Raw genomic sequence first — 26,975 nt, forward strand, 5'->3', positions numbered from 1 at the left:
ATCTCAACTTCACGCAGCTTGCCGATAATCTCTTCCGGCTTGTGCTTCTTGCTCGGCATTCATCGTCCCTTTCGTGGTCCAGACTATCATAGTCTCTGGGCCGCTCAGCGGGGGGCAGATCATCCTTCGCACCCTCAATAGGGCCCTCGCTCCGCATAGGGGCGGGGGCCTTTTCTCGTTTCCGCGCGGCCCCCGGCCGACGAGGGGAGGGCATATAAAGGCCGAGACGGTATTCGGGGTCACCATCACGAACAGTGACCAGCCCGAGGTGCCGGTGCGCCTTATCGGCGAACAACATGTGGTTGAAGATCTGGGCCGCATTCCCTCGTTCGCCGATTGGGTCCGGCTCATACAGCCGCTGCCCTGGATCCTTCGCGGCAATCCCGCCCGCTCGCCCGGCCTCGATTCTTCCTTGCAAAGGACGGCTAAGGCATGATCCTCCTGGCAATATGATGGAGTGTAAGGTCGATGGAAGAAGGTCCCTTTGGCAAACGAGCCGCGACCGCGGCCCTTGATCGGTTGATCGAGATTGCCCGGTGTGACACCGGGCAGTCCCGCCGGGTCGCCAATTTCCTCCTGGCCTGGTGGAACGGCGATGATTGTGGACATTTTCCCATCGCCGACCTTTTTGGTGTCGATGCCACGATCGCGACCCATATGACGACGATCATCGGCTTTCTCGGCCAACACGAAGGCGCGATCTATCCAGATGCCTTCGGGCGAAAAACCGACATGGTCGAGCTCGTCCAGCGCTGGCGGCAATTTGACGGCGATTAGCACGCCTGGCTCCCGGTAGAGCAGCATTTCTGCTATTACGCGACTCATGGCCGAGCTTGATCCCCACACATTGCGGGTGGCTGCATCGCTCATCCGCTTACGCATCGCCAACCTCCATCGCGACCCGCGTATGGACGGGCTGCAGCGCCTCGGCGCCCATCGCACCTTGACCCAGCTCGCCATCGATATCGAGGCATCAGCCGACCATGTCGGCCGGACCCGGCGCCGCAAGACGATCTAACGCCCCCCGCGCTTGGCGCGCGGACCGATTGTCTTCCCTACCTCGCCCAGGTTGGACTCAGAATGTCGGCGCCCCGACTGCGCCGATGGTCAGCGTCGGCCTTGAACGGCTTATCATTTATGTATATGTTGATGTATATGCAAAGGAGGCTTCATGGATCCCCGACGTTCCGATCCCACGCCCGCACGTGAGGCAAAGCTGTTTCGCAACAACAAGAGCCAGGCTGTGCGTATTCCTGCGGATTTCGAACTCCCCGGGACAAGTGTCATGATTTATCGCGACGGCGCCCGCCTTATCATCGAGCCGATCCGCCGGAAGAATATCCTGGAGGTTCTCGCCAGTCTCGAACCGCTGGGACCTGACGATCAATTCCCCGATATCGACGACACGCTGTTGCCGGCCAAGGCGATCGACCTGTGAGCAGCCTCTATATGCTCGACACCAATATCATCTCCGAACTGGCTCGCAATCCTCACGGCGGTGTCGCAAAGCGCATTGCCGAGGTTGGGCCGGATGCCATTTGCGTCAGCATCGTTACCGCGGCGGAACTGCGCTACGGTTGCGCCAAAAAGGGGTCGCCGAGGCTGCTCGCGCAAATCGACGCCATTCTCGACAGCGTCCAAATTCTCGCCCTCGATGTGCCGGCCGATACAGAATATGGCGGAATTCGCGCTGAGCTCGAAGCTGCCGGGAAGCCCATTGGACCCAACGATCTCTTCATCGCCGCGCACGCCTATGCTTTGGACGCAACGCTCGTGACAGCCAACATGGGCGAGTTCTCGCGCGTACGCGCGCTCAAAGTGGAGAACTGGATCACAGACCCACATTGATCGCAGCGAGCCGATGCGTCGCCGTGCTGGGCGTCTACAGCCTGTGATCTGCACTGCTCATTTTGGACCACCGAGGCCGCGAGGGCTTTCGCGGCCGACGGTCACGCCGCGTGCGCCTTCCGCGCGCCTTGCTGCAATACCGGAGACCGCCCGCCTTGGTAGAACATCGCGGCACCCGGCCAGCCTGTTCCCGCCTTGCCACGCGCGCCTTGCGCGGGTTGTGCAACGAAGAGGCAGCGACTAACCGCATCGGCGCCTGGTCGCGGCCGTCCAAAATCCGGCCGTCTTCCTCATACCTCTCGTTCCCGTCAGTCCTGTCCCGATGGGCCATCCGGCCACCCGCTTGAAGGGATGAACACTACGCCCGTGCGGGGCCGGCGCAACCCGCGATCTTCCGGCCGTGTTGAGGCCTGACGGCCTCTGCCCGCACCACCCGGAAGATCGCAGGTTCCCCTGCGCTGACGCTTCGGTGCGCCAGCCCCTCATGCCCGGGCTTCGTCGTCTTTTCATCCCAGCGGGATCGGCCCGCTGGCGCAAAGGAAGGACAGCATCATGAACAAGGTTTTTCTCTCAGGCCGGATCACCTCGGACATCAGCCGCTTCGGCACCGACAGCAAGGGCGGCGTAAGCTTCTCCCTCGTCACCAGCAAGCCCGTCATCAAGGACGGCCAGGTCCAAAAAGGCGACAACGGCTACACCGAAACCTACGACGAATTCCACACCGTCAAAGCGTTCAACGGCCTAGGCAAGTCGGTCGCCAACCACAAGAAGAAGGGCGACAAGCTCATGGTCGTCGGCGAAATCCGCTACAGCCGCAACGAGCGGGACGGCCGTACCTTCTACAACACCGACATCGTCGCTGAGGAAATCGAGTTCTTCTGGCCCCGGACGGGCGGCCCTCGGGCCGCCCCCTCATCTTCACGGAGACGATAGATGTTTCAGCTTGCCAGCTTTGAAGAGATCGCCGGGGTCGCCCACCGGATCGAAATCCTCAACCCCCATCTGGTCGCCCGCATCCGCCGGGCTGCCGACCAGCTCAACCGTCATGAAATCGCCGCGCATCTCGCCGGCGCGATCACCGAGGCTGCGGACGCCGCCCATATCCGGTCGTTCGAGGAAGCCCAGTTCGGCGAAGCCAGCGCCGATGCGATCGTTGATTGTGAATATCATGACGAGCTCGCCGCCGCCTGGTCGCTGGTGGCCGCCGAACATCAGCTCGTCTGCCCCGATCTCCTCCTCTCCTACGACGGGTCGGTCCACTGACCCGTCACACGCCTCCCGGCGAGTCCACCCCTGGGCTCGCCGTTCCTGCATTGCCCGTGTTGAGGATCATGCCATGATCATCCTGTCCGCCCACGTCGAAGGTCCGGTCGTTATCGAAAACGTCTGTGACGAAGCCGCCAAGCTGTGCAATCGCCTCGGCATTGGCCTTGACCTCACCATAGGCGAACACAAACTGAGCGTTCGCGCCGGCAATCATCCTTACAATCTCAAGCGCGCCTATGAACGGGCGGAACGCGCCGCGGCCGCGCGGGAAGCATAGCAGCGTTTAGCCACGCGCCTGACCCCGCCAGCGACAGCATCGGGACGCGAAGCCATCGACTGGATCAGGCCGATGTGACGACAGGCGCCGCCCCGCGGGCCGGGACCGTTGACGGTCCCGGCCTCGCCGGTGGAGCGGCCGTTGCCGGCGCAGCGTTCGCCTTGTCGAGCGCGCCTGCGACCTTGATGGCGACCTCGTCGAGCGTCGCCATCAGGCGATTGAGCTGGGACAAGTCGCCGCTCAGTTCGGGGCCATAGCGGATCGAGAGATATTCTCGGCCTTCGCTTAGTTTGCCGAGATGGTCGAGCGTGCGTTGGCGCAGCCGCAGGGCGGATACCGCGGGGTTCGCTGTGCGCTTGCGCAGGTCATGCTGGTAGCCTCTGATCTCGGCTGGCTTCACGCCGCGCGCCAGCAGCAACGCGTTGAGGTAAAGCTCGATTGCCTGGATTGCCGTCATCCGCGCGGGCGCCCAGCTCGAAGGATTGCCGCGCTTGCCTCGGCCCATCAGATCATGTGCCACGCCGCGATACTCGTCGGCGAGCTGCCTGATATCGTTCGGTGTCGCGACTTCGCCTGGATAGGCTTTCGATTCCCCCTGCATCACCTCAGTCTATGATCGACGCTGAAAAGTTCCAACGATGTTCCGACGCAGAAATAGCCGTCTGCGCGTTCGGCGCATCCCGCCCCGCGCAGCGCGCCGGACGGGACCGGGGCTCTATTCGCTAAGCCGCCGCCGGCCTGTGGCCGACCCCGGCTAACCTCACGGAGCCGCGCGAGCGCGTCTCCGCCCATCCGGGTCACGATCCCCTTGCGGGATGGTGACGCAGGGTGAGGTTATACACCCCTATTCCTCTCTTGTGTCTGCCTAGTGTGGCATGCGGGGTTGGCGGTCCGTCAAGCATGAGCGGTCCCCCCAATTTTCAGCCCGATGCCGCTGGCGCGGCTCCGTCAGAAAATCGGCTCCCCCGCTCCCCGCGTGGCGGCGGCGACGGCAAGCCGGTCGCCGTGCCTGACCTCCCTGACCACCGCATGCCCTGAGGCAAGCCTCATCGAACGGATGAGACATCCAATCCTTGGAGGCTCAAATGACCAACAGTTTCTCGAACTTCGCCGATCTCGCCAGCCACATCGCCACCGAAACGGGTACGGACGAACGCAGTTCGCTCTACGCCGACGCCTTTCTCGAGCATGACGAGCGCGCGAAGCTCTCGCCGGTCGACGAGAGCGAGCAGCTCGAAATGCCAGATCCTGACCAAGCCCGCGCGGCAGTCGAGATGGTGATGGCGACGTTGTTCGACGTGTTCCGCGATACCCGTCTCGAACCCTTCGCGGGCGACCTCGCCTGGGGCTTCGTCAACAGCTTCCATGTCGTGGCGAAGCGCATCAACGACCGCGAAGACGATGCCGCCAAGGAACTCGGCGACCTCGCGCGCAGCTTCGATCCCAGCGAAATCTACGCTTCCCAGATCGAAGAAGCGCAGATGCTCTGCCAGACCCTTCAAGGGTGCCGCGACGCCATGGAATGCATGCGCGACCATGCGGCAGAGGTCTACCGTGTGGAGACCGGACGCCCCTACGCGCCGACGCGTGGCAGCCGGGTTTCGAAGGGCGTCACCGCATCGATGATCGAAGCCCGCGACTTCCTTGCAGCGCGTGGCCGGGAACGCCGCGAGCAGTTCAGTCCCGAAGGCCCCATCGTCGCCTTCTCGGGCGGCCAGCAGTGGGAAGATCATGACCTGCTCTGGAAGGGTCTGGACTCTATCAAAGCCCGAATTCCGGAGATGGTGCTCGCAACAACCGCGCAGGCGAAAGGCTGCGACGCCATCGCTCAGGCATGGGCGGCAGCGCGAGGCGTGAAGGTCATCATGTTCCGACTGGATCGAAGGTTGGGCGCCAAGGCCGCGTTCGTGCGCAACGATCGCCTGTTGGCCCTCAAGCCGGTTGAAGCCGTGGTCTGCGAAGGCAGCGGCATCCAGATGAACCTCGCACAGAAGCTGCGGCAGGCAGGTGTCCCTTTGCATGTCGTGAAGCTCGCCCATCAGACCGTCCGCCCGACGCCGCAGCGCATGGCCGCTCGGGTTCGCCAGGGGCGCTGACGCCTCGGTTCCGAGAGGCTCCGGCCAAGGCCGGGGCCTCTTGTCCCTCTCCTTGCTTGATCATGCGGCGCTCAGGGGCATCGAACCCCTTCGACGCCGCTTCGAGGCGGCACCCCGTCCGACGGTTTTGCTTCTGGTGGGCACCATGAACGGCTTTCCCAGAGCAAAGAGAAAAGGGGGCGCGGCAAAGCGGACCAACAAGGGAGGACAAGATGTCCATCAGATTCCGCATCGCTACCAATTCCGATGACGGCGCCTTTCGGCACGCCACGATCTCCGCGCGGCAGCTCGCGGCCTTTCGACAGTTGCTTCGAGAGCAAGGCGATCGTCTCGGAACCGTGCTGCTCGACCCGGAAAACGGGCAGCATAATTTCCTCTCCTACCAGTTCGATGCGTGCATCTGCCCCATCGCGCTCGCCACCATCTGCACTCTGTTCGACCATGATCCCGATGTGGTCGCGGTGATGGAAGAGGCCCAATTTCGGCAGCGCCGCGTGACCATCTATCCCGGCCTCCATTCGCGCGACATTCGGGTGCGCGTGTCCCTGACCTCCGACGCCGGGCTGGAACTCGATCTGGCTTCCACCGATGCCCACGCGCTGCTCGCAAGCCTTGGCCTTTCGCCCGATGATGTTGGTGAAATTGGCATCGAACCGATCAGGGAGCGGCTCGCCCATCCGGCGGTGCGTCGGCGCTGCCTGGAGACGGGTGTCGCCGCCAATGCCGAACGCCTGACGCACCTCCTTGTCCTTGCCGACATGGATGAAACGGCGCGCCTGGAATGGGCATAATCGCCCAAGAGATGACAAAGTGATGCGTTTGTGCTAGCTTGTGTACAACGGAGAAAACCGCATGACTGCAACCACGACGATGACGATCCGCGTAAGCGAAGAAACCCGCGCAAAACTTGACCGTCTTGCCAGTGGAATGCGACGGAGCCGGTCCTTTCTGGCGGCAGAAGCCCTGACCGCTTATGTCGAACGCGAACTCCAGATCATCGAGGGCATTCAGCGCGGCCTGGCTGACGTCGAAAACGGGCGAACCATTCCGCACGACGAAGCCATGGACCAGCTCGATGCCATGATCGAGGGTATGCGGTCGCCTAAGCAGTGAGGCGTGTCCAATGGTCGCTTGCCGCGCTGGAAGACTTTCGGCGGCAGATCGCCCATATTGCCGCCGATGATCCCGACGCTGCCGCCAAGGTCGCGCGGCGTATCCGTGAAACAGGCGCTGCGCTCGGTGATTTCGCAACCGGTCATCCAGGCCGCGTTGCCGGCACCTACGAGAAAAGCGTGACCGGCTATCGATATATTATCGCCTATGCCCTGACCAATGATCAGACCGTGGTCTCAATCCTTCATGTCATTCACGCCTCGCGCGACTGGCAGGACGAACGCTGGCCAGAATAGGGCGACCGAGCATAGTCGAGCAGCCGCGCATGTTGGCTATGAATCCCCGCTCGAGCGCGAACGCAGATCACCATGTCGATCTGTGATTTGTCACCGCTATCGCTATAGCTACGGAAGGCACTAGCGGGGGCGCAGATACCGGGTTGTGGCTAATGCGACCGTCATCGTCAGACCGGCTCGCGCGCATGTTGCACGGTCCCTGCGAACCCCGCGCCGAACCGCCTTGCCGGCGCTTCCACAGCTAAAGAGGATCTCTCACAGACTTCCATTATGCGGTGCTTTGCTGTTAACCCCGAACCCCGCAGGGTGTTCGGGGGCAAAGCAGCAGGCTCTCACATCTCGGCATCAGACGAGACTTCATCGCCAAAGCATGACGCTGGGTGTCGATCGGTCGTCAAGGATCAGCGGTCCCCCCAATTTTGCCGCCGCCTCGCTGCGCTCTGCAGCAACAAAATCGGCTCCCCCGCTGCCCGCTTCGCGGCGACTTCGTCGTCCCTGACCGCCTCAACACCGCGTCCCAGATGCCTTCATCCTCATCCGATGGAGATGGGGAGCACCTACGTAATGGAGGCTCACATGACCAATACAAAATCCCAAAGCGTTCGCATCGTCGCTTCACACGAACCGGGCTACTGGCCGGCGCAAGCTACCGGCTTCCGCCTTATTCGTCTCCTCGAAAAATATCTCGCCCTATCCCAGACCTGTGCACGCTCAATCGGCGTCGCCAGAACTTGCATCGAACGGGATTTCTTCAGGGCCGAATATGACCGGCTCTACCGCTTAAGCGGCCGTATCGCACACCAGGTCGCCCGCTCGAACGGCTATACAATCTTACGAGCGCTCGCCGTCGACAGCCCGGCATACCGCGTGGTCATACAACGCCAACACATCCTACTGTCCACGGATTCGCGCTTCGAGGACACACCGCAATTTATCGCTTTGGAGAAGTTCCGAGCGGACGCCGAGCGCCTCGCCGAGGCGGAGATGCGGGCCACCGCAGGCGCTACCTTTGAACTCTACGCCCGCCAGTTCAGTGAGCAATGTGCGCGCTACATCGACCGGCTTGATCCGAACCTCCAGCGCTATGCCGTCGTGATTGCGAATGACCACGGTTACGTCGAGGACGAAGAAGAGCGTTACGCCGACTTTGGTGCCGATCTATGCTCCCTCACCGGCATCGACGAACAATATTGCCACTGCGGACGTCACCCCTGACGGCAGCGGGGACCGGGCTTCGCGCTCGGTCCAATTCCTTCTTCAACGCGGACCTATTTCCTGCTCGCTCGCGTGTCGCACGGTCCCTTTGGACCGCGCGGCGCTACGCCTTGCCGGAGCTTCCACAGGAAAGGAAAATCTCTCACAGACTTCCTATTATGTCGTGCGGGCCGGCGCCGCGTGCAAGGATGAGCGGTGCCCCCAATTTTGCCGCGGCCTACGCTCCGCTTCGCTGCGCTCCACCCCCGACAAAATCGGCACCCCCACTCCCCGCTGCGCGGCGCGGGGCTGTGCCCCGCGTCCTTGACCCGACCCCGACCCGCACGACGCCCATGCCCTGTCATTCAAGACGACAGGAGGACGCCATGCAGATCACATCGACCTATGCGCTTGCCGATCACGCCGCCTTCACCGCCGCTGTTGCCAATGCGCAGCGCCGCGCGCTCCACAGCTTCTTCGACCAGCACGTTATAGAGGAAGAAGGCGCCTACATCACCATCGACGAAGGGGATTATGACGCCCTGCCGATGACGATCATCGACCGGGTGGTCCATACAGTGCCCAGCGCCATGACAGACGAATATTGAAGACAGGGGAGGGCCTCATGGCTCTCCCCCCAATTTTATGTTTCGAGATGTGGACAGACCGGGCATCGAGCCCGGCCTGTCCATGTGCTGCCTGCGACCGCGCCGATCGGTTTCACGCTGCCAGGCGCTTTTGAACCTCATCGATGCCCAGCGTCTTGATCCGGCTGAGAATGGTCGTCAGCTTCTTTGGCTCAGCCTTTAGCAATCCCGATTTTTCAACGGCGGCGATCGCCATCTGCCGCTCTTTTTCCTCCAGCGCTTTCAACCGCTCCTGGAGCCTTGTTTGCTCGGCTTCAATCGCCGCGCGTTCCTGTTCCACAGTCTTTGCCATGGGGTATTCCTTGTCCATGAGATAGGGCTCCGGACAAGCCTCTCTATATCCAACCTGAACGAGCAAAGGAAGCCATGCCGGCCTTGGTTGCGTGGCCCGGGATGAGCGGTCATCGGGGGGCATCTTTCTGGGTGAGGTCATGCCGGAGATGAGGGCATCGAACCCTCATCTCCGGGCCGCTGCCAGGGGCAGCGGCGGAGGGGCTGGATGATGATGAACAGGACCGTGGATGGGCATCGGCCCTTGGCGCTCTGCGACAAGTTTGGCGGCTCGGCGGATCGTTCCTCACCGCCGACCGGGGCTCTATTCGCCGGGCCGCAGACACCCCTTGGCAGGGCTGTCGCCTCCCCGAGCTCACGGCGCCGGGGCGATGCCCCGTCGCCGCCCGTTCGGGTCACGATCCCCTGCCGGCTCGACGCGGCCAGGGCCGCGTGGGATTTTCCGAACATTGGTCCTGCTCCGCCCACTTGCAGGCCAGTTTCAGGCCCGCCCCCAGGGCTCGAAGATCGCCTTCTCCACGCCGCATTTCTGGCCGCCCGATGGGCGGTCCAGTCCCCCGCCGGAACGGCTGACCCTCCCATGACATCACCGATCAAAGCGTCCCAAGGCACCAGATTCAAGCCCAAGGATTTAAGCACACCGAACGCACCGGCTGGTGCAAGAAGTCATTGAAAATAAACTATAAATCTCAAAATAATGGGTCGGACAGTGTCTGACAGTTTTGAAAGCCGTAGAAAACCACGCATTTCAGTGGTTTGAGCGTCAGACATTTGCGGACGGCATTTTCTGCAAATTGCTCAATGACTTGCCTCAGGCAAGCAAATCCGCTATGCCTTGCCCTGCCTTTTTAATCCCCACCAGCCACCATAATGGAGGCTGGACGTGACAGGCACATCCCCAAGACTTTCGGTTCGCATCGATCCGCGCCATTTGACGCTCATCGAGGATGTCGCGCGCAAGCAGAATGTGTCGCCCTCGCAGGTGGTGCGCTGGGCCATCGACGCCTATCTCGCCGGCGCCCATGACCATGGTTCCAGCCGTCGTCGTCTGGCCCGGTTGGCCGAGTTTCAGAACCTCGCCCTGGACGTCATCATCCTGGAACAATATCCCGAATTGCGGGAGCGGATGATCGCGGAAACCGACAAGCGCCTGGAGCAATATCATGGCGCATAAGGACATAAGGTCGAACGGCCAGAACATCCCGCTCACCCATCATTCGGCACGCGGCCGGGTGCAGCGCAATTCAGGCAATTTCACTCGCGGCAGCCAGCTTCTCACCCACGAGATGCTGATGTGGTTTTCCGGGGTCAGACTGCCCTTCATCATCTGGTTCTTCGTGTTCGTCGCGGCCTGGTTCGCCATCATGTCGATCCGGCTCGATGAGCATGGCTTCCAGCTCATCTGCATGAAGCTTTATTCAGCGCTCTGGAACTGGGTTGGTCTCGATCCCACGAAGCGGGTCAATGTCACCCTGCCCAATGGCGAGATGCTACGCACGATCATGCCGATGGTGCCGGCCATACCGGCGGTGAAGACCGCTTGGGCGATCGCCATGCGGGGTCTGCTCGGCTCCTTTTTCATCTCGCTGTTTATCGTCGCGCCGCTCTCGATCTGGTTCGTCGACCTGTCGCGCCGACGCGGGAAATCGATCCTTCAGGAGCGGCATGAACGCGGTGCCATGCTGGTCGATGTCGACCTGCTGCGTGGCGAGATCAATCAGCATAATCTGACGAAATATGAGGAGGACGTCGCAGCGCTGTGCCGGGGTCTGTCGCCGGGCCAAGTATTGCGACTTCCCTTTGCCGAGCGGAAGGGCAGGGGCATCCACCACCCCTATAGTCTCGCCGGTGTTCCCTATCCGCACCGGATGGAACAGTCGCACACCATGCTGATCGGCACCACTGGATCGGGCAAGACCACGGAGCTGCGCAGCCTCGTCTCGCAGATGCGGGCGCGCGCCGACAGCGCAGTGATTTTCGACCTGACCGGCGCCTATGTCGAGGCCTTCTATGAACCTGAGCGGGACACGATCCTCAACCCCATGGATGCGCGATGCCCGGCCTGGTCGATCTTCAACGACTGCGCCACCCATAGCGAATTTACCGCCGCCGCCGCCGCGCTGATCCCGTCCGACGGCGGCTCCTCCGAACCCTTCTGGGCACTGGCGGCACGGACCCTCTTCATTGAGATGTGCGTGCGCCTCATCGAGCGCGGCCAGGCCACCAATCTGGCCCTGGCCGAAAATCTGATGACCGCTGATCTGAAACGCGTCCATCGCTTCCTCACCAACACCATCGCCGATCCTCTCACCGCGCCGGAGGCGGCTCGCATGGCGGAGTCCATCCGCGCGGTTTTCAACACCAATGCGCAGGTGTTGCGCTTCTTGCCGGAAGAGGGGGAAGCCTTCTCGATCCGGCAATGGATGACCCAGGAAAAGCGTCCGGGCTCGATCCTGTTCATCACCTCCAACTATGTCGATCTGCCGATGAACAAGGCGCTGCTGACGCTGTGGATGGACCTTGCCATCAACACGCTCATGACCATGCCACGCACGCGCAATTTACGCACTTGGTTCATGTTCGATGAGCTGGGCGCGCTGCACCGGTTGCCCGCGATCGAAAACGGGCTTCAGACCGCCCGCGCCTTTGGCGGAGCAATGATCCTCGGCATCCACAGTTTCGAGAAATTGGTCGAAGTGTATGGCGAGCAGGGCGCCCGTAATCTGGCATCTCTGGCGCGCACCAAGTTGATCCTCGCCACGGCGGATCTCGACACGGCCGAGCAGTGCGCGCGCTATATCGGCAATCGAGAAGTACGGCAGATGGATGAGGCCTATAGCTACGGCTACAACCAGACGCGCGATGCCTCCACCCTGACACCGCGCAAGCAGGTCGAGCCGCTCGTCATCGCCGACGACATCACCAACCTGCCGTCCATGCACGGCTTTGTGAAATTCCCCGACGGATTTCCCGCGGCCCGGATTCTCCTCCAGTGGAAGGACTATCCGCAGGTGGCGCAAGGGTTCGTCCGCTGTGCCCATGTGAACCCGGTTCGCTCGAAGCGAACCGACGCCCTGTTCGCGGAAGAGGGGGGTGAGGCAGGCGGCCGGGATGGCGCGGCGCAGATTGTCGAGGAGGTGCCCGATCCCGAAGTCAATCTTGCCAAGGAGATGGCCGCCCGCATCCTGTTCGGAGAGAGAAATGAAGAGCATGAAGCAGCCCGGCGGGCTGCCGATCGCGACCAGCCCGAACCTAGCAGAGTGGCCCCTCGTCATGCGGCGGACCGGGCGCTCGCAGACCGCGCCGATCCGGCAACGGGTCAGCCCGTCGGACGGGCAGGGCAGGGGAGCAGTCAGCCATCCCCGCGCGCGCCGGCGGAGGATCAGTCGCTCATTGAGATGCGGCAGGATTTTTCGGGCGGCAAGGATCTTGGCGACAGCGCGGATTGGGGGATATGATCCATGCTGTCGATCGCCTCTGTCCGCTCCGCATCGGGCGCCGCCAACTATTTCGCGCAGGACAATTATTACACCGTCGAGGGCTCGTCGGAACTCAGCCTCTGGGAAGGGGAGGGCGCCCGCGACCTGGGCCTGGCGGGCGAGGTTGGCAAGGATGCGTTCGAGGCAATCCTCAAGGGAGAATTGCCCTCGGGCGAACAGGTCGGGCAGGTCGAGAACCGACGCGCCGGCTATGACCTCACCTTCTCCATGCCCAAGTCCGCCTCGGTCATGGCCTATGTCGCGGGCGACCGCCGCATTCTCGCCGCCAATATGTCCGCGGTGAAGGCGACCATGGCCTGGGTCGAGAAGAATTTGGCGGAAGGCCGCAAGGACCAGGAGGGGCGCAAGGTTCCGATCCCGACCGGCAATCTCGTCTATGCCCTGTTCGAGCATGATACCAGCCGGGCGCTTGATCCGCAGGGGCATATCCACGCCGTCATCGCGAACCTCACCAAGATGCTGGATGGCAAATGGCAGGCGCTCCATGCCGACAGGATCTGGAGCAACAACAGCGTGATCGGCGCCATCTATCATGCCTATCTGCGCGGCGAGATCGAGAAGCTCGGCTATGGCGTCGACTTGAAGGGAAAGCACGGCACCTTCGAGATTACCGGTGTCCCGCAACCGGTGATCGACGCGTACAGCCAGCGGCGGCAGGACATATTGGAGAAGGCGACGGAACTGGGCCTTAAATCTCCCGAGGCGCTGCGCGAAATTACCACGCGCACCCGTGATCCCAAGCTCAACGTCGAGGATCGCGCGGCCCTGCTTCAGGGCTGGAAGGACAAGGGTGAAGGCCTTGGCTTTACCGGGCAGGAATTGCGGGAGGCAGCGATCCTGCGGAGCGCGGGCCACGAAGCAGCCGGGCGTCTGGAAACCGGCTATCGCGCCATCCGCGACGCGGTTGCCGGAGCATGGCATGCGGTGGGCGCCGTGTTGTCCCATGATGATCCGCTGGTCGATCGCCGGATCGCCCGCATCGTGCAAAGCCCCGCGGCGGGCCGCGCGCAGCTGGCGGTCGCCTCGGCGGTGCGGATCCATGGCGAGCGGGAAGCCGCGTTCGAACAGCATAAGCTTGCCAAGACCGCGCTCGACCTCGGGTTGAAGGGCGTGACCATCGAGCATGTCGAACGGCGGATCGGGCAGCTCGTCGACAAGGGACTGTTGCTCCGCGGGGTGGAGCGCGCCGCCCCTATGTTAACCACGAGGGAGGCGCTCGCGACCGAAGAGAATATCCTGGCCCTGGTGGAGGCGAGCAAGGGGCAGGCAGCGCCCATGCTCGATCCTGCCGAGGCGCCGCAGCGCCTGCAGCAGGCAAGCAGTCATCCGCTCAACCCTGGTCAGCTGGGCTCCGCCACGCTGATCGTCAGTTCCTCCGATCGGACGATCTCGATCCAGGGCGTCGCGGGCGCCGGCAAATCAACGATGCTCTCGGCGGTCGCACGGGTTGCGGAAGGGGAGGGGCGCAAGATTCTCGGCCTCGCCGTTCAGAACAAGATGGTCGCCGACATGAAGGAAGGCGCAGGCATCGAGGCACAGACGATCGCCTCCTTTGTTCTCGCCCATGAACGCTTCGTGGCGCGGCGCGAGGGTCCTGCCTATGAGGTGGCCCGCGAGCGTATGGAGGGCGCCATGCTGGTGGTGGACGAGACCTCGATGGTGTCGTCCCGCGACATGCTGAGCCTACACCAGATTGTCGCGGCGCTGGGGATCGAGCAGTTGGTTCTGGTCGGTGATCGCCAGCAACTCTCTTCGATCGATGCCGGCAAGGCCTTCGCCATGATCCAGGCAGGCGGCGGCACGATGGCGCGCATGGACCAGAATATCCGCCAGCGCACCGACGAACTGCGCGCCGTCGCGGCGCTGGCCAATCTCGGCAAGGCCAGCCAGGCCATGAAAGTGCTGGGCGACAAGGTGGTTGAGAGCGCTGCCCCAGCGGACGAAGCCGCCGATCGCTGGCTGTCTTTGTCGCCACAGGAGCGCGCCGCGACGGCAGTGTTCGCCTCGGGACGCGAAACCCGGCAGGCGATCAATGAGTGCATCCAGGCGGGCCTTTCCGCAGAGGGCACCCTCAAGGGCGAGGGCATCCACCTTACCATCTTCGAGCGCGTCAACATGACTCGCGAAGAATTGCGCTATGCCGCCAATTACCGTGCCGGACAGGTGCTGGAGGTTGGGCGGGGCGGCGCGAACGATGTCGGGCTCAAGGCCGGACGCTATGATGTCCTCAAGGTTCATGCCAATGGCCGGGTCGATCTCACCGATGGCCGCCGCAAGATCCGGTTCGATCCCGCCCGGCTGTCCCCCACCGAGCAGCGCGACCGGTTGCAACTTTCCGAAAAGAAGGGCCTGCATCTCCGAGAAGGCGACACGATCCGCTGGACGGCGAAGGACAAGCCGCGAGAACTGTGGAACGCCGCCATCGCGCGCGTTGTCCGCGTCGACGCCACCGGCGTTACCGTCAATCTCGGGCAGGACAAACAGCTGACCCTGGCGGTGGGCGATCCGATGCTCTCGCGCCTTGACCTTGCCTATAGCCTCAACATGCACATGGCCCAGGGGATCACGACCGACAAGGCGATCACGGTCATGGCGAGCCATGAGCGCAACCTCTCGAACCAGCGCCTGTTCAATGTGGGGGTCACGCGCGTGCGTGACGAACTGACCATGATCGTCGACGACAAGGAAAAGCTGGCGCGCCAGCTCGACCATAATCCGGGAAACAAGACCTCCGCGCTGGAGACCCTGGGGCGGCTTGCAATTGACGGACCCCAGGCGCGAGGCCCTGCCAAGTTCGACCCTGGTCCGGTTGAAGGGGTGACCACGGGCGCTGGTTCCCATCCCGCGGACTTCCCCGCCGATCTTCCGCCGCTGCCGGACAATTGCGGCAAGCCAGTCGACCCCAGAGACGGGCATGGTCCGCCAGCACAAGGCCAGGATCGCGCCGACCTCCTGCCGCCGCTGCCCGAGCGCGGCCTGGGCCTAGATTTGTGACCTTGATTCTCACGAAGGAGCATCGTCATGAAATATGCATTTCCCGCGCTCGCTGTCCTTTCCCTCGCGACCTCCCCGCTCGCTGCGCAAAAGCTGGGCAAGGGTGGCACGTCGATGAGACATCCAGCCTCCCGCAATGCGCGCAGCCTTTGGGTACGGTGGCGCTCGTGGAAGACAAGGTGCCGGCGCTCGATGATCAACTGCCGCCGGGTATGCGCGAAAGAACAGGTCGGAAGTCGCCCAGCTCATCGGCGCAGAGCATGATCGGCCCGAAACCATGGAGGAGACGCTCGAGCGCATCCTCATTCTTGAGCATGGCGCGAACCAATATGCGCGCGTCATCGCTGACGAGCTCGATGCACCGGAATTGAGGAGCGTCATCGACAGAGCCGAAGAGCCGGCGTTACGCTACGTGGTGGATATGTGCCTGGAAGGGCGCAAGGCAGTGGTGAAAACCGAGCTGGAGTTCGTCAATCGCTACCTTAATGCCCCGGGTCACATTTCCGTGCCGGGCGATCCGGGCGGGATTTTTGATCGAACGAAATTCGAGCTTGGGGAGATCGACTGGGCTCTGGTCGATGCCATGATGCTGGAGTGGCACTTCTTCTGATCAGTGCGATCGACGTCTGGCCTTGAGTGACCCATGTGTCACTTTACCTGCGTTGAAAAAGTGACATGCAATTTTGTGATGGGAAGGGCCGTTGAACCGTCGTTCGGCGGCCCTTCACGGCTTACCCGTTCACTTGGTCCTTGAGCGCCTTGCCAGGCGTGAAGGTCAGCTTCTTCGACGCAGCGATCTGGATCGTCGCACCGGTCGAAGGATTGCGGCCTTCGCGGGCCGGGCTGTCCTGTCGGGTAGGAGCGACCCGTTACCGGACCGCTCCCCCCTTAGAACTGCACGTGCAAGTTTCCCTGCATGCAGCTCAAGCCTCCACGAAGCCCTGTGTGACCAGAGCCACCAGTCCCCTCGATCAAGGGGCGGATGCGGGTCATCCGAGGTCTGCCGGTAGATCCGTGGGTCGGCTGCGCCTTGCGGCGAAGTAACCGTCCCAGACCGGATCAAACGGATTGGCAGCAGCCCGGATTTTGCAATGGCGACGGATGGGAACGTCGGCTGCATTCAGCAACCGTGTGAACGTGACGTTTCCTCCGTCGTCCTTCACGCCTGCGCGGAACACCCAGTCGCGCGTGCCTTCCCGAATGAAGTAACGCCCCTTCACCCAACGACGCGGTTTGTTCGGGTGCCTACGACAGGCCCACTGCCAGAGACACTTCCAGATGAGGTGATCGACCTTTCGGAAGGTTTCCTTCGCCACCTGGTTGTGATGATAATTGGTCCAACCCCGTATGACAGGGTTGAGTCGCCATATCAGATGCTCCTGCCTTATGCTGGCGGCGGATTTGATAATCGTTCGGATTTTGCGCATGAACGCCGCCACGTTCTTCTTGGCGGGTTTGATGTGGGTGTGCCCATCATATCTGCGCACGTTCCAGCCGAGGAAGTCGAAGCCTTCCTCGACCCGCACGAGGCGAGTCTTTTCTTCAGACAGGGATAGACCCCGTGCAGATAGAAATTCCTCTACCAAAGTCCTTGCCTCCTCCAGCACTTCTCTCGATGCACCAGTAATGACAAAGTCATCGGCGTAACGTATCATATTGACCTTGGTGCGTATGTTTCGATGTTTGGGGCCGTAATGAGCCTTTAACATCGTTTCCATTCCGTCCAAGGCCATGTTGGCAAGTGTTGGCGAGATTATTCCGCCTTGCGGAGTTCCCGCTCGAGTTGCGTGCCATTCGCCGTCCTGCATATAACCGGAGTCCAGCCACTTCCGGAGCACCGCCCTGTCCATGGAGATGTTGGCGGTGAGCCAGTCCTTGCTGATTTCGTCGAAGCAGCCAGCAATGTCAGCGTCCAGAACCCATCCCGCCGTCCCCCGTCCCCGCAGTGCAATGAAGCACTGGCGAGCCGCATCACGCGCGGCGCGAAAGGGACGGAAGCCGTATGAGTTAGGGTCTGCCGTGGTTTCCGCGACAGGCAGTAGCGCAAGCAGGTGAAGTGCCTGCATGGCCCTGTCTTTCATCGTCGGAATACCAAGCGGACGCAGCTTTTTGCTATTTGCCTTCGGGATATACACCCGCCTCAGCGGTAGTGGCCGATAGCCCCGCCGTCTGAGCGACAATACTCCTCTGACGCATTTGCCCGGCGTGTCCCAGATGATCCGGTCGACTCCGGGCGTCCTCTTACCTCGATTTTCGGTAACTCGTTTTACGGCAAGAGCCTTGCCGCTGAACGAATGGGTCAGCAGCCGCTGTAAGGCTTGCACCTTACCCCAGCGACCTTCCCGAACTGCCTTCGCGATACGCATTTGCAGCCGTCGCACGGTTCGACGCACCGAGGACCAGTCAATCTGGCTCCAGTCCGCCGTTTCGCGGGAGGCCGCACCAGTCGCTATGACCGTCATTTGCCTGTCCTCCTTTGAGGGTTCTGCATATTTTCTCGCGATGAGAGACCCGTCGGAAGTCTGCTCCTTTTCAGGCGGGGTGATGTTGGCAAGCCGCAACCCCTGTCCAGACCATTACAGCCCGGCCTTCGCTTTCTCCGACATCCTTTACCCGCACCACCGACAGCTTTCCTTGCGGTTGGCCTGCCCACTGCCGGGCGGAGATACGGGCTTACCGTGTTTCATCTAAATAACGGGGGTGGGTTAGACCCTGCCTATTCGCCGGCGGTCTATCTTGTCCGTGTGTCTCCAAAGTAAAGAGAGACATCCGACCGCGCACCTTTTGGTTCAAGCCTATCAGCATCTTTGGCTTGTCAAATTTCACGACGTTTATCAGCAGTTCACTTCAATTAGTCATACCACCCAGCCTAGCGCCCCATCCGCTCTGATGCTTGCAGAAGATACCGCCACCTCACGGCATCGGCACGGCCCGAAGGCCCGGCTACATTGTCCCAGCAGCTTCATACCGGACCGTTACCAGTCCCGCATGTGCCGGTAGGCTACTGATGACGGAACATCAGGTTTGATCCATGAGATTATTCATGCGCAAACAATTATTTAGACGACTTTCACGTCGCACTCACCTTGAACTTGCCGAAGCCGTTCAGCGACACCTCCTGCCCCTTGGCAGCCGCATTGGCGATCGAGCTGAAAACGGCGTCGACATATTTGCGGGCATCGGCCTTGGTGAGGCCCTGGTCGGCAGCCAGGGCTTCGGCGAGATCGGTGTTGTTCATTGGGCATTCTCCCGTTGATGATGCGCAAGGGCATAAGCTGGAAGATGGCCGACCGGAAGAGGGGAATTGCCCCAGAACACGGGGCGTAGCCGGGCAAAGTGACACATGGGTTTTATCTGGCACCGGCGCAGAAAAGGGGATTCACAGCGACTCATCATCTGCTAGATTCCTGATATGTTCTATCAGGCCGACCGTTTCGAGCAACCTCTGCCGTCTGCGAAGAAGCCTGTACGGCCGACGCTCGCGCCAGCGAGCGCAACGCAGCCGGAACTGGTCGATCGTATTGCGGCCGTCACGCGCCGACCGCGCTATGCGCTGCTGGTACTGGAACTCATCGCACGAGAAGCCGGACCCAATGGAAGCCTCGGGCCTTATGTGAGGACCGAGGAGGGGAGGGTGCCTGTTCGCGATTGGCTCTGCCAGGCCTTGGCTCCGCTGGCGAAACGCGATTGCCGGCGCATCGCCATGGTGGAAGCCGTGCGGGGAGAGGTGCTAGGCATGGCGCAGGATGGCGCTGATCCAGCCGAGCTGGAGCGCGCATGTGAGGCGCAGATTCAGGAGCGCATCATCCGTTCCGGTCGAACCAGTGTGAGCCGGGCGGTTTCGGATCTGGTGAAGGCCGGCCTGCTGCGGCGGCATTATCAGGGCTACCGCGTCGATCATCCCAATCGCGGTGCGCAGCGAGAAGCGGTCTACACGATCACCGCCGAGGTTAGGCGGACGCTTCGGCGACACCGAGCGATACCGCTACATGGCGGGTGAGGAAAGGGTTCATTGAAACGGCCCGTTCGCTTCAATCCAGTTGACCGCGATCGCTTCCGCGCCCGTCCTGATGCCTTCGACCACCACGTTCGATTGAAGAAGATGAACGACATTTTTAAGAAGGCCGACCTCCCAAAGCGCACCATTGCGCGCTTGGACATAGGGATTGACCGCACCTGCGACGAGGACGCCTTCGAGGCGGAAATATGAACCGATATTCATGTGGCGCAGGTAGCCTGCCTCCTGTGACATCGCCATGACGCATCCCCGGCGCGTGCAAATAAGCGGACGGAGCGAGGCACACCGCTCCTGTCAGAGACGGTCGAACACCGAACCCAAGCGTGGGGAAAACAACCGCTCATATGTTTTGAGCAGATGCGTGTCGGTCATCGCTGCAACATAATCGCAGATGATGCGCAGGTCGCCGCCCGCTGCCTCAAACTTCAAAAGCTCTTCGCGGGGGAGAAGCCGGACCGGGTCGGCCTGCATGGCTTCAAAAACGGCGATGACCATCCCCTGACCCTTGAACTCCAGATGCTGGACCCCGGGGCTGGTGATGACTTCCCGCACGACGAAATTTTGCAGGACGTCGAGGAACTGACGCTCGCCTTCCCGTACCCGGACGCGGTAACGCAGCAATGGCTCGGCAAAGGCGTCCAGTTCGACATATTCCACGGCGGTGAGAAAATGGTGGACCAGCCGTCCGATGAAGCGCTTGCGCGAGGCAGCGCCGCCGAATAAACCGTCTATCATCTGCGAGAAGACGTCATTGGCGCTCTCGCCCGGATATTTTTCCTTGAGGGCGTCGAGAAAAGTCGGGCAGCGATCCTGCAGCGCGGCGGCAAAACGCTCCCGCGTGACGAGGTCAAGGGCGATCGCATCTTCCAGATCATGGACGCCATAAGCGATGTCGTCGGCCGTATCCATGATGGAGCAATCGAGCGATTTGTGGATGGACCGACCATGCTTGCCGGGCTGGGGCGCGAACGTCTGGAATGTTTCGCGATCCTCATTGTCCAGCGGCGCAAGAATCCAGTCGACAACGTCCTGCTCGCTATCATGATAGCACTTGGGGGGCTTGCACGCCTTGCCGTCGAGTATCTTGATGGTGGTCGGGCCGGTGACGAGGGCAGGGATGATCGCCGGATTGCTCACTCGGCTGAAGGCGACGGGATATTTCAGGATGCCGAGCATGGTCCGGCGCGTCAGGTTCGCCCCGGCATGGGAGGAGAAATGCTCCAGTCGGCCCAATATTCTCAACGTCTGGCCATTCCCCTCGAACCCGCCTGCATCGCGCATGCAATAGTTGAGCGCGATCTCACCGCCATGGCCGAAGGGAGGATGGCCGAAATCATGGGTGCAACCGATCGAATGGATGGTCCCGCGGTCGGGCAGGAGCGAGGCGGCGGGGTGATCGGGGATGCTCTTGCCGAGTTGGCGGGCTATTCCGCCTGCAATCTGCGCGACTTCTAGCGAGTGGGTCAGGCGCGTCCGGTAGAAGTCGCTGTCGCCGAGATTCAAAATCTGCGTCTTGCCTTGCAGTCGGCGGAACGCGGCCGAGTGGATGACGCGAGAGTAATAGACATCCCCGTCATCGCGGGCATCTTCACTCTGTGGATTCCAGCCCTCGCGGCGCGCTGACCAGCTCATGGGCGGCGGCAGGCCATGCCTGCTGCGGCGCTGGTGATGGTCGTCATCGGTGGGCTCATGATGTGGTCCAGGTCCAAAGACAGTTGGTAAAAAGAGAGGGGCATTGAAGCAGTTAATAGTCAGTCTGGAAAAAGCATCGCTCCGTAATCCTGAGCGCCATGCAGGATGTGAACAATGACGACCTTGTCCGCTTCCACGCGATAGAAGATCAGATAATTTCCATGCCCGCGGCGCCGCACGCCCAGTCCTTCGAAGCGTGGCACGAGCGGGAAACGTTCAGGATGATTCGACAGGTCCAGGCATTTCTCGCGCAGCTCGCGCAAAAAGCTTATCGCCCGGGCGGGGTTGTCCTGCGCAATATAATCACCGATCGTCTCAAGGTCATGCTCGGCCTCGGCCGAAAGGTGGACGATCATTGAGAGCCGGTATCCATGGCGCGATATTTGTCTTCAAGGCGATCAAACACCGCTTCTGCGGGAGTTGTGTTCCCTGTATCAGCGTCGGCGAGCCCGCGCGCGATCGAAGCATCGAGCGCTGCAAGGCGGGTTTCTCGGTCCTGAATCATGCGCACTCCCTCGCGGAGCACCTCACTTTTCGAATTGTATCGACCGTTCGCGACCAAGCTGGTCACGAACGTTTCAAGCTGCTGTCCAAGATCCGCGCTGATCATCCAAATACCTCCTGACCCGAGGATAGCATCTTATCAACAGTTGATAAAGCGATCTTCGACAGCTTCGGTAGCTGTGCCTACCTCTGGCATTTCTCACAGCGCCGAAAAAATACCGTCATCCGAGGTAATTACCGCACCGCTGGAAAACGGAGCTTGCCATTCAAGGATGGATCCGCAGCATGCTACCGAAATGCCGTAGCTGACCGCAACCGAGCGATTTTCCTGTTCGGATCGAGGAAATGGCTGGGGGATGTGATACCGCCCAAACAGGGGTTCGGCGAACGCAGTGTAAATCGCAAAGGCTAAGAAGCCATATAACATGTTGACAACGCGTACATAAAATGTTCCTGCTACTTAGAGAAGTCACAATCTCTGCCAAATAGAAATGACACTCTTTCGATCAGCAGGGGCTGCGTGGAGCCCTCGAGATAGCGCAGCGCAGACCCTGCTGGAAGCGCGACTTAGATGGGGAAGGGCATGGACCCGCTGCGCACGCAGCGGGCTCGGTCAGCGCGGCCTTAGCGCGCTTTCACAAATTCCAGCGTGCCGCGCGCCCGTAACTCCGCCTGGCTGAGACGGGGACGACGTTTGAGCTTGGCTCCGCCCAACCTGCGTCCATCGATCTTCACCGGCACCTCCGGTTCGGGGAACAGATGCGTGGGCTGGTCATGCCGGGCGGGAGCATTGTTGTTCCGTTGCCGGTGATGCGGTGCGATCGCTTGGATCTCCTTCGCCAGCAGCAGCGCCGCATCGAGATGGCGGTTCTCCACGATCGTCGGCTGCCTCACCTGCCGCATCTTGTCGAAATGCCGGTAGGGGAGGATATGCCCCTCATGCTGGATCTCCAGCCGGCCATCGGGATATTCACACACCATCACCCGCTTGCGCACCAGTTTCCGGGCGATCTCGGTCGGTTCCAAGATGAACATCGCCTTGTTGTAATGCAATGTCAGCGCCGAGGTAACGCTGCGCTGTTCCCGCCACACCATGATCGCGCGCAGATCGTCATGCGGGGCGAGCGGGCGGTGGAGATCCCGACTGTCAAAAGCGGGGCGGGCAAACCGCGCATTATGCCGAACCATATAGCCTGGCAGGAAGGCATTCGCGCCTTCGATCGACGATATGCCCTCCAGGCGCATTGCCTTGACCAGCCGATCTTGCAACGTGCCGTTGGCCCGTTCGACCCGGCCCTTGGCCTGCGGTGAGTTGGCGCAGATGATCTCGATGTTCAGCGCATCAAGCGCGCGGCCGAAATGCGTCATGCCGTCGCCGCGCGCCGCGCTGGCGCGGGAATTGCGGAAGACGCTGTGCTGATCGGAGTAGAAAGCCACCGGCTTGCCGTGCCGCTCAATATAGGCCCGGGTCGCTTCCATGTAGGAAAAGGTGCTCTCGCTCTCGACCATCTGGAGATGCATCAACTCACTGGTTGCATCGTCGATATAGACGAGCAGGGTGCATTGCGGGCCGCGATCCTCGAACCACCAATGCTTCGAACCGTCGATCTGGACCAGTTCGCCGCGGCAATCCCGGCGGTAACGCGGCTGATACGGGCGCGGACGACGCGCTGCACGATCCTTCCACAGACCAGCCTCGATCATCAGCTTGCGCAGCGTCTCGCGGGAAATGTGCACATCATGGCGCTCCGCCAGATACTCAGCCGCCAGCGTCGGCCCAAAATCATGATAATGCTCTCGGACCAACGCAATCGCATGGTCGCGAAAGCCATCGCCAAGCCAACGGTTGCTACGGCGCCCGCGACGACGCGAAACCAGGCCTGGCGCACCGTCTGCACGCATGCGTATCAGCAACCGATAAACCTGCCGCCGGGACAAGCCGAGTAGCGTCGCTGCATCCTCGGCTCGCAACTCGCGACGTTCAACCCGTAGCAGCGTATCGAAGCGTGTAAGCTCGCCATGGCTCATGGACACCACCATCATCCGCGCACTCCCTGCATCCAGGGAGCACCATGCCACCAGTGACATCTCTATTTTGCAGAGGGTGACATTTCTATCCGGCGCTGGCGGTTTCCATTTGAAGCGCGACACCCGAGGTGATGCGTAGCATTTCATCCGGGGTGGGGCGAGCCCCACCCCGGATGGCAAAATTTATCCGGCCTTGAGGAGGGCGATCTGTTCTCCCAGGACCTCGTGCGGGGTGCGATAGCCCAGGCACTTGCGGGGTGTGCTGTTGAGGCGATCGGCGACGGCCTGGATCTCTTTGTCCGACAGGAGCGCAATGTCGGTGTTGGAGGGCAGGAAGCGCCGTATTCGGCCATTGCAATTTTCCACGCCGCCTTTCTGCCAGGGCGCGGACGGTAAGCAGAAATAACTGGTGACGCCGAGCCTGTTTCGCAGTGTCGCAAAAGCCGCAAATTCCGTGCCGCGATCAAAGGTGATGCTACGCCGGAGGGAAGGGGGGATGCCGCGCAAATGCCGATCGATCCCGGCCATGACACCGGCAGAATGTCGGCTCGGATTACGCGCGAGGAAGGTGAAGCGGCTGCAGCGTTCGACCAGCGAGGTGAGGTTGGCTTTGCCATATTCTCTCCGGAAGATCAGGAGATCGCCTTCCCAATGTCCGAAGCTGCTGCGATCCGCAATTTCCTGCGGACGTGCGCCGATCGTATTGGCCACAGGAATATGGAGACCGCGTGGCTTACGAGCGTAGCGCTGCCGTCGAGAACGGCGGGCAACGGGAAGATGGCGCCACAGCTTCTGGTGGCGTCCATCAGGTCCATAGACATATTGGTAAATGGTCTCGTGGCACACCGCCTCCCGGTTGCCCCGATGACGCCGCAGGTAACCCGCAATCTGTTCTGGCGACCAGGCGGCCGACAAGCGATCAGCGATATAAGCGGCGAGTTCCGGTTGGCGAGCGATCTTCCCGCCACGAACTCGACGCCCGCGCGCCATGGTCTGTGCGACAGTCGGAAAATAGCCGCGAAACAGCGGATTCTCATCCAGATGGCGGTTGCGCTTGAGCTCTCGATAAATCGTCGAAGGATGCCGACACAGCGCGTCAGCAATTTGCTGTGCTGACCGTCCGGTTGCTGCCAATCGATAAATGTCGCGCCGCTCGTCCAAACCCAGATGCTGATAGCCGTTCATTGCGTGCCTTCCTGGAAAAGGGATCAAACCCTTATAAAACCTAGGATTTCGCACTTCGAAATAGAATCCACCCGCTTACAGGCTCAATAGTCGATAATATATATTATGTTAAATCAATGCGCTGGCGGCACGAATCTTGCATAAGTGTCTGCGCCGGGTTCTTCGCCCAGGAGCCGAAGTAATGATCGGATTTGACCCCAAGGAAATAGCCCGTGCAGGCTTGGCGCACCGCGCCTTCGACGTCGCCTAGGCCATATACCGCATCTGCCGCTACCCATGAAAAGGGTACATCCGCCGCCAGCGCACGCCTTATCATCTCGACCCAAGGCGGGCTTGGCGGCAAAGGACACAGTCTCTGGAACATGGGTGGCGGCAAGCTTTGTCCGATCACCAGTCCAGCTCTTGGGCAAGTAGAGGGCTCGATCGACAAAGGCATGACCCCGAGCCGAAACATAGGTCGCGAACACCGATCTGGCAGTTTGTTGTCTTGCCTGCCGAACCGGTATATTGGTGTGCGACACCGCAGGTGGCATCGCCCTTCTTAAGGAAGCCGGTCTCGTCGATGGCCAGAACAGCGTCATCTGGGGCAAGGTTCTCTACGACATAGTCACGCACGATGTCTTGAAGACCGTCTGCGTCCCAGCGCCCGCGACCCAGAATGGCCTGCTGTCGCCAGGGCTCAGGATCTCCGGCCGCCTCTGCACGCATCCATCCTGTTTTGCGCCGTTTCTCACCCAACAAACCATCCAGGAAAAGATTGGCCGATGCCGCAACGCGTTCCTGGGTGAATAGCACGCGCATGCGAGCCTTCACGTCCCGCAGCGACGATGCCCAAAGCTCCAGTGTCGTTTCAATCGATGCGCCCGTCATCCACGGCCTCCCTACCATGGAGACCTATTGATTCAGAATTTCAATCAATATGCAACTGTAATGCTAGTTGTCTGGTTGCGACACATCATTGGCGTAATATAGTACGTCGTCGACTTTAGTCATAAGATCGTCCGGTGCCGTCGGCTTGTAAAGAGGATTGGCGAGCGCGGGCATAAGGCCGATCCGCTCCTCTACCTTCTGGCATGGCGAACTGCCGTGGAGCACGCGCTGTCGTCGCCGATTGTAGGCACGGTTGAAGCCGGTCAGCAGGATTTCGAGATCAGCATGGCCGGCGACGTTGATGCCCATCACTTCGCTGGCGATGCGGCCGTTGAAGCGTTCGACCATGCCATTGGTTTGCGGCGTATAGGGTCGCGTCGTGCGGTGAACGACCTTGATCTTCGCGCAGGCGCGTTCGAAATCGTCGGCGGTAAAACAGGATCCCCGGTCTGTCAGCACATGGGTGATGCGGAAGGGGAAAGCCCTTCTGGCGGCCTTGAGGAAGGCGACGGCGTTGGCAGCATTTTCAGCATCGTAGACGGCCAGATGGACGAAGCGTGAGCAGCGATCGATGGCGACATAAAGGAAACGCTTGCGAGTTTCGCCGTCCGCGGTGCGCAGCTTGGGCAGATGTTTGACGTCGATATGGACAAAGCCCAGGTCATAGTCCTGGAAGCGCCCCTGTCCTTTACGCGGCTGCGCCGTGGGCTTGGGCGGTCGTCGATTGAGCCCTTCGACCTTGAGTACCCTGTAGATGCTGTCGCGATTGAGGTGTGGCAGGAAGTGCCGGAGCACGAAGGTCAGGTCATCCAGGGCAAAGCCTGTCGCCCTGCGTACAGCACAGATGATCGCGCGTTCTTCCTCATTCATACGCCAAGCCAGACGATGGGGCCGACTTGGGCGATCCAGGATCGCCTGCTCTCCTCGCTTGCGCCATTTGCGGACCGTCTCATCGCTGATGCCATAGCGTTTCGCCACGACACTGGCAGGCTCGGTCGAACGGGCAATTTCCGCCCTTACAGCAGGCGTGGTTCGAGCCTGGGGATGTATCTGCACCATCACGAAACCTCATCAGCAAGGACGGCAAAGCGCCACGCGTGATCCGCGATGGCATTCTTTACCATATCCCAATGATGTGTCGCAACCAGACAGCTAG

At 61.2% G+C, this 26,975-nt stretch carries 28 protein-coding genes and 5 pseudogenes; 20 read left to right on the forward strand and 13 right to left on the reverse strand.

What is annotated here, in order from left to right:
• Window positions 1-223: 223 nt before the first annotated feature.
• The 9 genes and pseudogenes from A8G00_RS25680 to A8G00_RS19910 form a co-directional block, all read left to right on the forward strand.
• Window positions 224-436: pseudogene (locus tag A8G00_RS25680) on the forward strand (hypothetical protein); the annotation flags it as partial.
• A 32-nt stretch (window positions 437-468) separates the two neighbouring features.
• Window positions 469-777, forward strand: coding sequence for a hypothetical protein (locus tag A8G00_RS19880; protein ID WP_061939528.1), 309 nt, complete (start codon window positions 469-471; stop codon window positions 775-777).
• Between the two features lie 46 nt (window positions 778-823).
• Entirely contained in the window at window positions 824-1,018 is a 195-nt protein-coding gene (locus tag A8G00_RS19885; protein ID WP_061939526.1) for a hypothetical protein, read from the forward strand.
• Between the two features lie 153 nt (window positions 1,019-1,171).
• Window positions 1,172-1,282 (forward strand): annotated as a pseudogene (locus A8G00_RS25685) (antitoxin); the annotation flags it as partial.
• Window positions 1,283-1,285: 3 nt separating this feature from the next.
• On the forward strand, window positions 1,286-1,438 hold the full coding sequence (locus A8G00_RS25690) for a hypothetical protein (RefSeq protein WP_253258043.1): 153 nt from the start codon (window positions 1,286-1,288) through the stop codon (window positions 1,436-1,438).
• Window positions 1,435-1,848, forward strand: coding sequence for a type II toxin-antitoxin system VapC family toxin (locus A8G00_RS19895; RefSeq protein ID WP_061939521.1), 414 nt, complete (start codon window positions 1,435-1,437; stop codon window positions 1,846-1,848). The genes A8G00_RS25690 and A8G00_RS19895 overlap by 4 nt, the downstream gene beginning before the upstream one ends.
• A gap of 552 nt (window positions 1,849-2,400) precedes the next feature.
• Complete coding sequence (locus tag A8G00_RS19900; protein WP_061939519.1) at window positions 2,401-2,781, forward strand: single-stranded DNA-binding protein; 381 nt, start codon at window positions 2,401-2,403, stop codon at window positions 2,779-2,781.
• The gene (locus A8G00_RS19905) at window positions 2,782-3,111 is read left to right on the forward strand and encodes a hypothetical protein (RefSeq protein ID WP_061939517.1); all 330 of its coding nucleotides are present in this window, start codon (window positions 2,782-2,784) and stop codon (window positions 3,109-3,111) included.
• 73 nt (window positions 3,112-3,184) lie between these two features.
• Window positions 3,185-3,391 carry a hypothetical protein gene (locus A8G00_RS19910; protein ID WP_061939515.1) on the forward strand — a complete coding sequence of 69 codons (207 nt, stop codon included), beginning with the start codon at window positions 3,185-3,187 and terminating at the stop codon, window positions 3,389-3,391.
• 64 nt (window positions 3,392-3,455) lie between these two features.
• Here A8G00_RS19910 and A8G00_RS19915 read toward each other — a convergent pair whose 3' ends face one another.
• Entirely contained in the window at window positions 3,456-3,992 is a 537-nt protein-coding gene (locus A8G00_RS19915) for a hypothetical protein (RefSeq protein ID WP_061939513.1), read from the reverse strand.
• Between the two features lie 484 nt (window positions 3,993-4,476).
• Here A8G00_RS19915 and A8G00_RS19920 point away from each other — a divergent pair, with 484 nt between their 5' ends.
• The 6 genes from A8G00_RS19920 (at window position 4,477) to A8G00_RS19950 (ending at window position 8,698) form a co-directional block, all read left to right on the forward strand.
• A complete protein-coding gene (locus A8G00_RS19920) occupies window positions 4,477-5,487 on the forward strand; it encodes a DUF2493 domain-containing protein (RefSeq protein ID WP_061939511.1) in 1,011 nt (336 codons plus the stop codon).
• Window positions 5,488-5,699: 212 nt separating this feature from the next.
• Entirely contained in the window at window positions 5,700-6,278 is a 579-nt protein-coding gene (locus A8G00_RS19925; RefSeq protein WP_061939509.1) for a hypothetical protein, read from the forward strand.
• Between the two features lie 61 nt (window positions 6,279-6,339).
• Window positions 6,340-6,600: a CopG family ribbon-helix-helix protein gene (locus A8G00_RS19930; RefSeq protein ID WP_061939507.1), complete on the forward strand. Its 261-nt coding sequence runs from the start codon at window positions 6,340-6,342 to the stop codon at window positions 6,598-6,600.
• On the forward strand, window positions 6,597-6,896 hold the full coding sequence (locus A8G00_RS19935; RefSeq protein WP_061939505.1) for a type II toxin-antitoxin system RelE/ParE family toxin: 300 nt from the start codon (window positions 6,597-6,599) through the stop codon (window positions 6,894-6,896). Before A8G00_RS19930 ends, A8G00_RS19935 begins: the two co-directional genes overlap by 4 nt.
• A 576-nt stretch (window positions 6,897-7,472) precedes the next feature.
• The gene (locus tag A8G00_RS19940; protein WP_061939541.1) at window positions 7,473-8,111 is read left to right on the forward strand and encodes a hypothetical protein; all 639 of its coding nucleotides are present in this window, start codon (window positions 7,473-7,475) and stop codon (window positions 8,109-8,111) included.
• A gap of 365 nt (window positions 8,112-8,476) precedes the next feature.
• Window positions 8,477-8,698 carry a hypothetical protein gene (locus tag A8G00_RS19950; RefSeq protein WP_061939503.1) on the forward strand — a complete coding sequence of 74 codons (222 nt, stop codon included), beginning with the start codon at window positions 8,477-8,479 and terminating at the stop codon, window positions 8,696-8,698.
• 112 nt (window positions 8,699-8,810) lie between these two features.
• Here the strand turns inward: A8G00_RS19950 and A8G00_RS19955 are convergent, their stop codons facing one another.
• Window positions 8,811-9,029 carry a hypothetical protein gene (locus A8G00_RS19955; RefSeq protein WP_061939539.1) on the reverse strand — a complete coding sequence of 73 codons (219 nt, stop codon included), beginning with the start codon at window positions 9,027-9,029 and terminating at the stop codon, window positions 8,811-8,813.
• Window positions 9,030-9,911: 882 nt separating this feature from the next.
• Here A8G00_RS19955 and A8G00_RS19960 point away from each other — a divergent pair.
• The 4 genes from A8G00_RS19960 (at window position 9,912) to A8G00_RS19975 (ending at window position 16,132) form a co-directional block, all read left to right on the forward strand.
• Window positions 9,912-10,202: a hypothetical protein gene (locus A8G00_RS19960; protein ID WP_062733591.1), complete on the forward strand. Its 291-nt coding sequence runs from the start codon at window positions 9,912-9,914 to the stop codon at window positions 10,200-10,202.
• Window positions 10,192-12,486 carry a type IV secretion system DNA-binding domain-containing protein gene (locus A8G00_RS19965; RefSeq protein WP_061939499.1) on the forward strand — a complete coding sequence of 765 codons (2,295 nt, stop codon included), beginning with the start codon at window positions 10,192-10,194 and terminating at the stop codon, window positions 12,484-12,486. The genes A8G00_RS19960 and A8G00_RS19965 overlap by 11 nt, the downstream gene beginning before the upstream one ends.
• Before the next feature lie 3 nt (window positions 12,487-12,489).
• Entirely contained in the window at window positions 12,490-15,522 is a 3,033-nt protein-coding gene (gene mobF, locus A8G00_RS19970) for a MobF family relaxase (protein ID WP_061939498.1), read from the forward strand.
• 277 nt (window positions 15,523-15,799) lie between these two features.
• Entirely contained in the window at window positions 15,800-16,132 is a 333-nt protein-coding gene (locus A8G00_RS19975) for a hypothetical protein (RefSeq protein WP_061939495.1), read from the forward strand.
• Between the two features lie 121 nt (window positions 16,133-16,253).
• On the opposite strand, the pseudogene A8G00_RS19980 reads toward A8G00_RS19975, so the two are convergent.
• From A8G00_RS19980 to A8G00_RS19995, 3 genes and pseudogenes are all read right to left on the reverse strand, one after another.
• A pseudogene (locus A8G00_RS19980) lies at window positions 16,254-16,373 on the reverse strand (HU family DNA-binding protein); the annotation flags it as partial.
• A 138-nt stretch (window positions 16,374-16,511) separates the two neighbouring features.
• Complete coding sequence (gene ltrA / locus A8G00_RS19985; protein WP_061939493.1) at window positions 16,512-17,984, reverse strand: group II intron reverse transcriptase/maturase; 1,473 nt, start codon at window positions 17,982-17,984, stop codon at window positions 16,512-16,514.
• A gap of 620 nt (window positions 17,985-18,604) precedes the next feature.
• Window positions 18,605-18,760 (reverse strand): annotated as a pseudogene (locus A8G00_RS19995) (HU family DNA-binding protein); the annotation flags it as partial.
• Window positions 18,761-18,934: 174 nt separating this feature from the next.
• On the opposite strand from A8G00_RS19995, the gene A8G00_RS20000 reads away from it, so the two are divergent.
• Window positions 18,935-19,522: a hypothetical protein gene (locus A8G00_RS20000; RefSeq protein ID WP_061939491.1), complete on the forward strand. Its 588-nt coding sequence runs from the start codon at window positions 18,935-18,937 to the stop codon at window positions 19,520-19,522.
• A 9-nt stretch (window positions 19,523-19,531) separates the two neighbouring features.
• Here A8G00_RS20000 and A8G00_RS20005 read toward each other — a convergent pair whose 3' ends face one another.
• The 8 genes and pseudogenes from A8G00_RS20005 to A8G00_RS20040 all read right to left on the reverse strand — a co-directional run bounded on the left by A8G00_RS20005 (window position 19,532) and on the right by A8G00_RS20040 (window position 26,878).
• The gene (locus A8G00_RS20005) at window positions 19,532-19,780 is read right to left on the reverse strand and encodes a DUF5818 domain-containing protein (RefSeq protein WP_062733589.1); all 249 of its coding nucleotides are present in this window, start codon (window positions 19,778-19,780) and stop codon (window positions 19,532-19,534) included.
• Between the two features lie 54 nt (window positions 19,781-19,834).
• Complete coding sequence (locus A8G00_RS20010; protein WP_061939487.1) at window positions 19,835-21,172, reverse strand: anti-phage deoxyguanosine triphosphatase; 1,338 nt, start codon at window positions 21,170-21,172, stop codon at window positions 19,835-19,837.
• A gap of 119 nt (window positions 21,173-21,291) precedes the next feature.
• Window positions 21,292-21,588, reverse strand: a complete 297-nt coding sequence (locus tag A8G00_RS20015; RefSeq protein ID WP_061939485.1) for a type II toxin-antitoxin system RelE/ParE family toxin — start codon at window positions 21,586-21,588, stop codon at window positions 21,292-21,294.
• Window positions 21,585-21,842 carry a type II toxin-antitoxin system ParD family antitoxin gene (locus tag A8G00_RS20020; RefSeq protein WP_061939483.1) on the reverse strand — a complete coding sequence of 86 codons (258 nt, stop codon included), beginning with the start codon at window positions 21,840-21,842 and terminating at the stop codon, window positions 21,585-21,587. The genes A8G00_RS20015 and A8G00_RS20020 overlap by 4 nt, the downstream gene beginning before the upstream one ends.
• A 518-nt stretch (window positions 21,843-22,360) precedes the next feature.
• The gene (locus tag A8G00_RS20025; RefSeq protein WP_253258042.1) at window positions 22,361-23,887 is read right to left on the reverse strand and encodes an ISNCY family transposase; all 1,527 of its coding nucleotides are present in this window, start codon (window positions 23,885-23,887) and stop codon (window positions 22,361-22,363) included.
• A gap of 60 nt (window positions 23,888-23,947) precedes the next feature.
• Window positions 23,948-24,949 (reverse strand): IS30 family transposase, encoded by a 1,002-nt coding sequence (locus tag A8G00_RS20030; protein WP_061934287.1) that lies wholly within the window; start codon window positions 24,947-24,949, stop codon window positions 23,948-23,950.
• 163 nt (window positions 24,950-25,112) lie between these two features.
• Window positions 25,113-25,819: pseudogene (locus A8G00_RS20035) on the reverse strand (IS701 family transposase); the annotation flags it as partial.
• Window positions 25,820-25,882: 63 nt separating this feature from the next.
• Window positions 25,883-26,878 carry an IS481 family transposase gene (locus tag A8G00_RS20040; RefSeq protein ID WP_061938784.1) on the reverse strand — a complete coding sequence of 332 codons (996 nt, stop codon included), beginning with the start codon at window positions 26,876-26,878 and terminating at the stop codon, window positions 25,883-25,885.
• Window positions 26,879-26,975: the final 97 nt, after the last annotated feature.

Source organism: Sphingobium sp. SA916 (assembly GCF_002894065.1).
GTDB classification, from domain to species: domain Bacteria; phylum Pseudomonadota; class Alphaproteobacteria; order Sphingomonadales; family Sphingomonadaceae; genus Sphingobium; species Sphingobium fuliginis.

Excerpts from the sequence above, each read along its gene's own strand:
- mobF (WP_061939498.1), top strand. The coding sequence starts at position 12,490 with ATGCTGTCGATCGCCTCTGTCCGCTCCGCATCGGGCGCCGCCAACTAT.
- A8G00_RS20030 (WP_061934287.1), bottom strand. The coding sequence starts at position 24,949 with ATGAACGGCTATCAGCATCTGGGTTTGGACGAGCGGCGCGACATTTAT.
- A8G00_RS20005 (WP_062733589.1), bottom strand. The coding sequence starts at position 19,780 with ATGGCGATGTCACAGGAGGCAGGCTACCTGCGCCACATGAATATCGGT.
- A8G00_RS19900 (WP_061939519.1), top strand. The coding sequence starts at position 2,401 with ATGAACAAGGTTTTTCTCTCAGGCCGGATCACCTCGGACATCAGCCGC.
- ltrA (WP_061939493.1), bottom strand. The coding sequence starts at position 17,984 with ATGACGGTCATAGCGACTGGTGCGGCCTCCCGCGAAACGGCGGACTGG.
- A8G00_RS19920 (WP_061939511.1), top strand. The coding sequence starts at position 4,477 with ATGACCAACAGTTTCTCGAACTTCGCCGATCTCGCCAGCCACATCGCC.
- A8G00_RS20015 (WP_061939485.1), bottom strand. The coding sequence starts at position 21,588 with ATGATCGTCCACCTTTCGGCCGAGGCCGAGCATGACCTTGAGACGATC.
- A8G00_RS19950 (WP_061939503.1), top strand. The coding sequence starts at position 8,477 with ATGCAGATCACATCGACCTATGCGCTTGCCGATCACGCCGCCTTCACC.
- A8G00_RS20000 (WP_061939491.1), top strand. The coding sequence starts at position 18,935 with ATGTTCTATCAGGCCGACCGTTTCGAGCAACCTCTGCCGTCTGCGAAG.
- A8G00_RS20010 (WP_061939487.1), bottom strand. The coding sequence starts at position 21,172 with ATGAGCTGGTCAGCGCGCCGCGAGGGCTGGAATCCACAGAGTGAAGAT.
- A8G00_RS19930 (WP_061939507.1), top strand. The coding sequence starts at position 6,340 with ATGACTGCAACCACGACGATGACGATCCGCGTAAGCGAAGAAACCCGC.
- A8G00_RS19975 (WP_061939495.1), top strand. The coding sequence starts at position 15,800 with ATGGAGGAGACGCTCGAGCGCATCCTCATTCTTGAGCATGGCGCGAAC.
- A8G00_RS19940 (WP_061939541.1), top strand. The coding sequence starts at position 7,473 with ATGACCAATACAAAATCCCAAAGCGTTCGCATCGTCGCTTCACACGAA.
- A8G00_RS20020 (WP_061939483.1), bottom strand. The coding sequence starts at position 21,842 with ATGATCAGCGCGGATCTTGGACAGCAGCTTGAAACGTTCGTGACCAGC.
- A8G00_RS19905 (WP_061939517.1), top strand. The coding sequence starts at position 2,782 with ATGTTTCAGCTTGCCAGCTTTGAAGAGATCGCCGGGGTCGCCCACCGG.
- A8G00_RS19965 (WP_061939499.1), top strand. The coding sequence starts at position 10,192 with ATGGCGCATAAGGACATAAGGTCGAACGGCCAGAACATCCCGCTCACC.
- A8G00_RS19915 (WP_061939513.1), bottom strand. The coding sequence starts at position 3,992 with ATGCAGGGGGAATCGAAAGCCTATCCAGGCGAAGTCGCGACACCGAAC.
- A8G00_RS19955 (WP_061939539.1), bottom strand. The coding sequence starts at position 9,029 with ATGGCAAAGACTGTGGAACAGGAACGCGCGGCGATTGAAGCCGAGCAA.
- A8G00_RS19925 (WP_061939509.1), top strand. The coding sequence starts at position 5,700 with ATGTCCATCAGATTCCGCATCGCTACCAATTCCGATGACGGCGCCTTT.
- A8G00_RS20040 (WP_061938784.1), bottom strand. The coding sequence starts at position 26,878 with ATGGTGCAGATACATCCCCAGGCTCGAACCACGCCTGCTGTAAGGGCG.
- A8G00_RS19910 (WP_061939515.1), top strand. The coding sequence starts at position 3,185 with ATGATCATCCTGTCCGCCCACGTCGAAGGTCCGGTCGTTATCGAAAAC.
- A8G00_RS19880 (WP_061939528.1), top strand. The coding sequence starts at position 469 with ATGGAAGAAGGTCCCTTTGGCAAACGAGCCGCGACCGCGGCCCTTGAT.
- A8G00_RS25690 (WP_253258043.1), top strand. The coding sequence starts at position 1,286 with ATGATTTATCGCGACGGCGCCCGCCTTATCATCGAGCCGATCCGCCGG.
- A8G00_RS19885 (WP_061939526.1), top strand. The coding sequence starts at position 824 with ATGGCCGAGCTTGATCCCCACACATTGCGGGTGGCTGCATCGCTCATC.